Consider the following 7465-nt stretch of genomic DNA (forward strand, 5'->3'; position numbering starts at 1 on the left):
GGGGGGGGGGCCCCCCGCGGGCCGGGGCCCCCGGGGCGGGGCCCCCCCCACGGCGGGCCGTCCCGACGAGGCCGGGCGCGGGCGGTGCCCGGCTGGCGGTGCCCGGGACGGGCCCGGGTGGTGAGGCTGCGGGGCGGTGTGCCCGGTGAACGGTGCCCCGGGGCGGGGCATCCGTCCGGGGTCCGGGGCGGAGCCCCGGTTTCGGGGAGGGGCGGGGTGGGGGACTCTAGGCCTCTTGCAGGGACCGTAGCTGGGCCAGGAACCAGTCTCGGGGTGGGAGGGCTGTGGCCGCTGCGGCCAGGCGCTTGGTGCGGTCCGCGCGCTCGCCGTCCGGGGTGCGGAGGGCCTCGTCCAGGGCGCGGGCCGTGGCCTCCACGTCGTACGGGTTCACCACCACCGCATCCGCGCCCAGCTCCTCGTACGCCCCCGCCTCCCGCGACAGCACCAGCACGCAGCCTCGCTCGGAGACGACCGGGACCTCCTTGGCGACCAGGTTCATCCCGTCCCGGATCGGGTTGACGAGGGCCACGTCGGCCAGCCGGTAGGCGGCCAGGGAGCGGGCGAAGTCGTCCTTCACATGGAGCGCGACCGGCTGCCAGCCCTCCGTCCCGTACTCCGCGTTGATCTCGTCGGCGAGCACCCGCACCCGCTCGGTGTAGTCGCGGTAGACGGCGAGGTCCTGGCGCGACGGGTAGGCGAAGGCCACGTGGACGACGCGCTCGCGCCACTCGGGGTGGGACTCCAGGAGGCGGCGGTAGGCCAGCAGCCCGCGCACGATGTTCTTGGACAGCTCGGTGCGATCCACCCGGACGATCGTCTTCCGGCCCGGTCCGATCTGCTCGCGCAGCGCGCTCAGCCGCTCGCCGACATCGGCCGCCCGCGACCGCTCCAGCAGGAAGGAGGCATCGGCGCCGAGGCCGTGCACCCCGAGCCGGGTCTCCCGGCCCTCGAAGCGCACGGCGGCCGCCGAGCCGTCGGCCGCGCGGACGACCTCCGCGCCCAGCACCGCCGCACAGCAGTCGGCGAACGCGGCGGCCCAGCGCCCGGTCAGGAAGGCGGCGCGGTCACCGCCGAGGATGCCGCGCAGCACGCCCGCCGCGACGTCGTCCGGCAGCAGCCGGTAGTAGTCCGGGGGCGCCCACGGGGTGTGCGAGAAGTGGCCGATCCGCAGGTCGGGGCGGCGGGCCCGGAGCAGCCCTGGGACCAGCGCCAGGTGGTAGTCCTGCACCAGCACCACCGCGCCCTCGGCCGCCTCCTGGGCGAGCGCGTCGGCGAAGGCCGCGTTGTACGTCTCGTACGCCTCCCACTGGGCGGCGAACTCCGCGTCGAAGACCGGCTCGATGGGGGTCTGGTAGAGCAGGTGGTGGACGAACCACAGGACCGAGTTCGCGACGCCGTTGTACGCCGCGGCGAAGACGTCCGGCGCGATGTCCAGCATCCGCACCTGCTGGCCGCCGGTGTCGGCCGACGCCAAGTGCCCGGTCCCGGCGCGGCGCGCGGCCTCGCGGTCGCCGTCGCCGAGCGCGGCGCACACCCATACGGCCCCCGCGTCGGGCCCGATCGCGCTCAGCCCGGAGACCAGCCCGCCGCCCCCGCGCTTGGGGGTGAGCGAACCGTCCTCGCCCAGCGCGTACGAGACCGGGCCGCGGTTGGACGCGACGAGGATCGGTGCGCTGCGCTCGACGGCGCGCTCAACGGCCATGTCGCGAGCCTAGCCATCGGGCATGCCGCGCAAACGTACGTACGGTTTCTTGCCCCGGAAGAGTCGGCGGACTCAGGCGGCGCGCCGCTCCGCGTACTCCGGGATCTCGATCATCGGCGGCCGCTCCTCCGTGTCCACCGCCGTGGTCCGCGGCTCGAAGCCGTTCTCGCCGCGCTCGAACTGGGTCAGCCGGGGCCGCACCAGATGGCCGCGGGCCAGCCGCAGCTGGGCGGTGCGGTAGATCGCCGCGGCCATCCGGCCGAGTGCCTTGCCGTCCTGGTGCCGGTGCTTGCGCACGCCGATGTCGACCTGGGCGAGGGCGTCGAGCCCGACCGTGTGCAGCGCGTCGACGAGCAGGCCCAGCTCGACCCCGTACCCGACGGGGAACGGCAGCCGCTCCAGCAGCGAGCGCCGGGCCGCGTACTCGCCGCCGAGCGGCTGGACGAAACCGGCCAGCTGCGGCCAGTGCAGGTTCAGCAGCGGCCGGGCGACCAGCTCGGTGACCCGCCCGCCCTGGCCCGCCGTATCCCGTAGCGGACGGTCGTACATGCCCTTGACCAGCTGCACCCCGGGGTCGGTGAGCAGCGGCCCGACGATCCCGGAGACGAAGCGCGCGTCGAATTCGCGCAGGTCGGCGTCGATGAAGCAGACGATGTCGCCGCTGGTCGCCAGCAGCGACCGCCACAGCACCTCGCCCTTGCCGGGCAGCGCGGGCAGCCGGGGCAGCAGCGCGTCGCGGTGCACCACCCGCGCCCCGGCCGCCGAGGCGACCTCGGCGGTGCGGTCGGTGGAACCGGAGTCCAGCACCACCAGCTCGTCGACGAGCGGCACGGCCTCGGTCATCAGGTCGCGGCGGATCGCGGCGGCGATATCGCCGACGGTCGCCTCCTCGTTCAGCGCGGGCAGCACCACGCTGACGCTCGTCCCCGCCGTCACTGTCCCCGCCGTCGCCGTGTCGCGCTTCGCGGCCAGCAGGCGGTCCAGCGGACGGTCGTCGGCCGACCAGGAGCGGTGCTCCAGCCAGCGCTCCACCTCATCCAGCACCTGTTTCGTCTCCCTGCTGTGATCGCTCGGCGTGATCGTCGTGATGGTCGTCGTGATGATCGTTGTGATCCATCTCGCGGTTCGGACGGCTGGCTCAACCCTCCGGGCCGTCGGTTACAGTCTTGAACAGCGCACATGACCTTCGTATGTCGGGGGCACCGTGCGGACAAACGCCCCGGGTCCGGCCCGGCGGCCATACCGCTCATCCAGAGGGGCAGAGGGAACGGCCCGTTGAAGCCCCGGCAACCCTCCAGCTGGTCTCGCGTCCTGTAGCGAGGCTCCCAGCTCGGGAAGGTGCCAATTCCGTCTCGTGGCGAAATGCGTCCCGAGGAAGATGAGGAGAAAGGGCCTCGCCTCCATGGCTGTGCAATCTGTCGAAAGCTCAACTACTTCCGCTGCCGCTTTCGGCCCCGCCGTCGCCCTGTCCTGCCGCGAGTGCGGTGAGCGCTTCGACCTCGGTCCGATCTTCGCGTGCGGATCGTGTTTCGGGCCGCTCGAGGTGGCGTACGAGCTGCCCAGCGGCGACCCGGAGGGGCTGCGGAAGCAGATCGAGGCCGGCCCCGACAACATCTGGCGCTACGCGCCGCTGCTGCCCGTCCCCGCGGACGTGGCCACACTCCCCAGTCTGAACCCGGGCTTCACCCAGCTCGTCAAGGCCGACCGGCTCGCCCGCGAGCTGGGCGTCACCGGCGAGCTGCACGTCAAGGACGACTCCGGCAACCCGACCCACTCCTTCAAGGACCGGGTCGTCGCCATCGCCGTCCAGGCGGCCCGCACCTTCGGCTTCACCACCCTGTCCTGCTCCTCCACCGGCAACCTGGCCGGTGCGGTGGGCGCCGCGGCCGCGCGTTCCGGCTTCCGCTCGTGCGTGTTCATCCCGCACGACCTGGAGGCGGGCAAGGTCGTCATGGCCGCCGTCTACGGCGGTGAGCTGGTCGGCATCGAGGGCACGTACGACGACGTCAACCGCTTCTGCAGCGAGCTGATCGGCGACCCTGTGGGCGAGGGCTGGGGCTTCGTCAACGTCAACCTGCGGCCGTACTACGGCGAGGGCAGCAAGACCCTGGCGTACGAGATCTGCGAGCAGCTCGGCTGGCGGCTGCCGGACCAGATCGTCATCCCGATCGCCTCCGGCTCCCAGCTCACCAAGATCGACAAGGGGCTCAAGGAGCTGATCAAGCTCGGTCTGGTCGAGGACAAGCCCTACAAGATCTTCGGCGCCCAGGCCGAGGGCTGCTCCCCGGTCTCCTCCGCCTTCAAGGCGGGCCACGACGTGGTGCGCCCGCAGAAGCCGAACACCATCGCCAAGTCGCTGGCCATCGGCAATCCGGCGGACGGCCCGTACGTCCTCGACATCGCGCGCCGCACCGGCGGGGCGGTCGAGGACGTCACCGACGAGCAGGTGGTCGACGCGATCAAGCTGCTCGCCCGCACCGAGGGCATCTTCGCGGAGACCGCGGGCGGCGTGACCGTCGGCGTGACCAAGAAGCTGATCGAGGACGGGCTGCTCGACCCGTCCCTGACGACCGTCGTGCTCAACACCGGCGACGGCCTCAAGACCCTCGACGCGGTGGCCCCCACCACGGGCCCCTCCGCCATCATCCGCCCCACCCTTGACTCGTTCCGAGAGGCAGGCCTCGCATGAGCGTCAACGTCCGAATCCCGACCATCCTGCGTACCTACACCGGCGGCCAGGCCGAGGTCAGTGCCGAGGGCGCGACCCTCTCCGAGGTTCTGGCGGACCTGGAGAAGAACCACACGGGCATCGCGGCCCGCGTCCTGGACGACACCGGCAAGCTGCGCCGCTTCGTGAACGTCTACGTCAACGACGACGACGTGCGCTTCGCCGAGGGCCTGGACACGGCCACGCCGGACGGCGCCGGGGTGTCGATCATCCCCGCGGTCGCGGGTGGCTGACCCCGCGCTCGGTGTCGGCTGACCCCGCGGTGATGGGTGTCCGCTGACGCCCCATCACCCCGCTCACCTCAGGAAATCGCCCCGTCCGGGAACAAACGGACGGGGCGATTCCGTGTTTGGAATCGCGATAGAGTTGCCCCGCTTCCCCCAACGGGCCCGGGCTACCCCATCCGCCCCGGCGCCGGAACCGCATATGAGAACTCGTCAACTTGTGCGCAAAGTGTGTGCGCGATTTGTCGGGTTGGCACCCTATGTCCCGCCGGGTTTGCCCGAGCTTCATAGGAATTCTCCACTTTTTACCGATCGGCCGTGCCCAGAATTCTCGTCCAATTGACCTGTTGCAGAGGGCGTTGGGACGGATACATTCAGCGGCGGTCGACGCGTTCCGGCGCACACCCCCCTCGACTCGGGGGGTGAGGTCTGACCCGGGTCCGCGGAGTGCGGTCCTGCGCAAGGGCCAGCAATAGGGGAGTTAGGAATGGCTCAGGGCACCGTCAAGTGGTTCAACGCGGAGAAGGGGTACGGCTTCATCGCGGTCGACGGTGGTGCGGACGTGTTCGTCCACTACAGTGCGATCCAGATGGACGGTTACCGCACCCTCGAGGAAGGCCAGCGGGTCGAGTTCGAGATCTCGCAGGGCCAGAAGGGCCCGCAGGCGGACATGGTCCGCGTGGCCGTAGGCTGACGCGCCGAACGCGAGGCAGCTGACTGAAACGCCGGAGGGCCCGTACCCCGTGAGGGGGCGGGCCCTCTGGCATGTCCGCGAGGGCCCCTCCGCCCCGCCCGGTCGGCTCTCTTGACGCCCCTCGGGCGCTTGCACTCTCATGGGGCGAGTGCTAATTATTGCGTTAGCACTCTGAAGGTGAGAGTGACAGAAGGATCGGGTCGGTGAGGCAAGCCGACGTCGTGCGGGGCAAGGAACCGCACGGCAGGCAGGCCGTCCGTCGCGGGCGCCAGGCGCGGTCCGGAGCAATCCACCCCGTCTTGGGAGGACCACTTCACATGGCCAAGATCATCGCGTTCGACGAGGAGGCGCGGCGCGGCCTCGAGCGCGGGATGAACCAGCTCGCCGACGCCGTCAAGGTCACCCTCGGCCCCAAGGGCCGTAACGTCGTCCTCGAGAAGAAGTGGGGCGCCCCCACGATCACCAACGATGGTGTTTCCATCGCCAAGGAGATCGAACTCGAGGACGCGTACGAGAAGATCGGCGCCGAGCTGGTCAAGGAGGTCGCGAAGAAGACGGACGACGTCGCCGGTGACGGCACGACGACCGCGACCGTCCTCGCCCAGGCGCTGGTCAAGGAAGGCCTCCGCAACGTAGCCGCGGGCGCCAACCCGATGGCCCTCAAGCGCGGCATCGAGAAGGCCGTCGAGGCCGTCTCCGCCCAGCTCCTTGAGCAGGCCAAGGACGTGGAGACCAAGGAGCAGATCGCCTCCACCGCCTCCATCTCCGCAGCCGACACCCAGATCGGCGAGCTGATCGCCGAGGCGATGGACAAGGTCGGCAAGGAAGGCGTCATCACGGTCGAGGAGTCGCAGACCTTCGGGCTCGAGCTTGAGCTGACCGAGGGCATGCGCTTCGACAAGGGCTACATCTCCCCGTACTTCGCGACGGACATGGAGCGCATGGAGTCGTCGCTCGACGACCCGTACATCCTGATCGTCAACTCGAAGATCACCAGCGTGAAGGACCTCCTCCCGCTGCTCGAGAAGGTCATGCAGTCCGGCAAGCCGCTGCTGATCATCGCCGAGGACATCGAGGGCGAGGCGCTGGCGACCCTGGTCGTCAACAAGATCCGTGGCACCTTCAAGTCCGTCGCCGTCAAGGCTCCGGGCTTCGGTGACCGCCGCAAGGCCATGCTCGGCGACATCGCCATCCTCACCGGTGGCACCGTCATCTCCGAGGAGGTCGGCCTCAAGCTGGAGAACGCCGGTCTCGACCTGCTCGGCCGCGCCCGCAAGGTCACCGTCACCAAGGACGAGACCACCATCGTGGACGGCGCCGGCGACACCGACCAGGTGCAGGGCCGCGTCAACCAGATCCGCGCCGAGATCGAGAACTCGGACTCGGACTACGACCGCGAGAAGCTCCAGGAGCGCCTGGCGAAGCTGGCCGGCGGCGTGGCCGTCATCAAGGCCGGTGCCGCGACCGAGGTCGAGCTGAAGGAGCGCAAGCACCGCATCGAGGACGCGGTGCGCAACGCCAAGGCCGCCGTCGAGGAGGGCATCGTCGCCGGTGGTGGCGTGGCCCTGCTCCAGACCGTCTCGGTCTTCGAGAAGCTGGAGCTGGACGGCGACGAGGCCACCGGTGCCCAGGCCGTGCGCCTGGCCCTGGAGGCCCCGCTGAAGCAGATCGCCGTCAACGCCGGCCTTGAGGGCGGCGTCGTGGTGGAGAAGGTGCGCAACCTGACCCCGGGCCACGGCCTCAACGCCGCGACCGGTGAGTACATCGACCTCATCGCCGAGGGCATCATCGACCCGGCCAAGGTCACGCGCTCCGCGCTGCAGAACGCCGCGTCGATCGCCGCGCTGTTCCTCACCACCGAGGCCGTCATCGCCGACAAGCCCGAGAAGTCCGCTCCGGCGGGCGCCCCGGGCGGCATGCCGGGCGGTGACATGGACTTCTGATCGGCTTCGGCGCCCCGCGCGCCGGTCGGTCATACCGTCCACTGACGACGGCGGGGCGGCACCCTTTCTCCCAAGGGGTGGCCCCCCCCCGGCGTATTTTTATTCCTTTTTTGGACTGGCGGCGTCGGGGGCGGCCCCGAGCTGGCCCGTCGGCGCGGCGTCGAACATCACGGC

General features: G+C 70.7%; 6 protein-coding genes and 1 riboswitch. Of the genes, 4 read left to right on the forward strand and 2 right to left on the reverse strand.

Features of this window, described 5'->3' with window-relative positions:
• Window positions 1-226: 226 nt before the first annotated feature.
• Together ACFV9T_RS42300 and ACFV9T_RS42305 are read right to left on the reverse strand one after the other, a co-directional pair.
• Entirely contained in the window at window positions 227-1702 is a 1476-nt protein-coding gene (locus tag ACFV9T_RS42300) for a trehalose-6-phosphate synthase (RefSeq protein WP_385449114.1), read from the reverse strand.
• A gap of 72 nt (window positions 1703-1774) precedes the next feature.
• Window positions 1775-2746, reverse strand: coding sequence for a glucosyl-3-phosphoglycerate synthase (locus ACFV9T_RS42305; protein ID WP_385449117.1), 972 nt, complete (start codon window positions 2744-2746; stop codon window positions 1775-1777).
• A gap of 199 nt (window positions 2747-2945) precedes the next feature.
• Window positions 2946-3087: riboswitch (SAM riboswitch) on the forward strand.
• Between the two features lie 17 nt (window positions 3088-3104).
• Between ACFV9T_RS42305 and thrC the strand changes: the two genes are divergently transcribed.
• The 4 genes from thrC to groL all read left to right on the forward strand — a co-directional run bounded on the left by thrC (window position 3105) and on the right by groL (window position 7291).
• Entirely contained in the window at window positions 3105-4391 is a 1287-nt protein-coding gene (gene thrC, locus ACFV9T_RS42310; protein WP_385449119.1) for a threonine synthase, read from the forward strand.
• On the forward strand, window positions 4388-4663 hold the full coding sequence (locus ACFV9T_RS42315) for a MoaD/ThiS family protein (protein ID WP_385449121.1): 276 nt from the start codon (window positions 4388-4390) through the stop codon (window positions 4661-4663). The genes thrC and ACFV9T_RS42315 overlap by 4 nt, the downstream gene beginning before the upstream one ends.
• Window positions 4664-5141: 478 nt before the next feature.
• Complete coding sequence (locus tag ACFV9T_RS42320; protein WP_009716982.1) at window positions 5142-5348, forward strand: cold-shock protein; 207 nt, start codon at window positions 5142-5144, stop codon at window positions 5346-5348.
• A 317-nt stretch (window positions 5349-5665) separates the two neighbouring features.
• Entirely contained in the window at window positions 5666-7291 is a 1626-nt protein-coding gene (gene groL, locus ACFV9T_RS42325) for a chaperonin GroEL (protein WP_385449123.1), read from the forward strand.
• The last annotated feature ends 174 nt before the right edge of the window (window positions 7292-7465 follow it).

Source organism: Streptomyces sp. NPDC059850 (assembly GCF_042731515.1).
GTDB lineage: Bacteria > Actinomycetota > Actinomycetes > Streptomycetales > Streptomycetaceae > Streptomyces.

Coding starts and splice junctions, on each gene's coding strand:
- groL (WP_385449123.1), top strand. CDS start 5,666: ATGGCCAAGATCATCGCGTTCGACGAGGAGGCGCGGCGCGGCCTCGAG.
- ACFV9T_RS42300 (WP_385449114.1), bottom strand. CDS start 1,702: ATGGCCGTTGAGCGCGCCGTCGAGCGCAGCGCACCGATCCTCGTCGCG.
- thrC (WP_385449119.1), top strand. CDS start 3,105: ATGGCTGTGCAATCTGTCGAAAGCTCAACTACTTCCGCTGCCGCTTTC.
- ACFV9T_RS42320 (WP_009716982.1), top strand. CDS start 5,142: ATGGCTCAGGGCACCGTCAAGTGGTTCAACGCGGAGAAGGGGTACGGC.
- ACFV9T_RS42315 (WP_385449121.1), top strand. CDS start 4,388: ATGAGCGTCAACGTCCGAATCCCGACCATCCTGCGTACCTACACCGGC.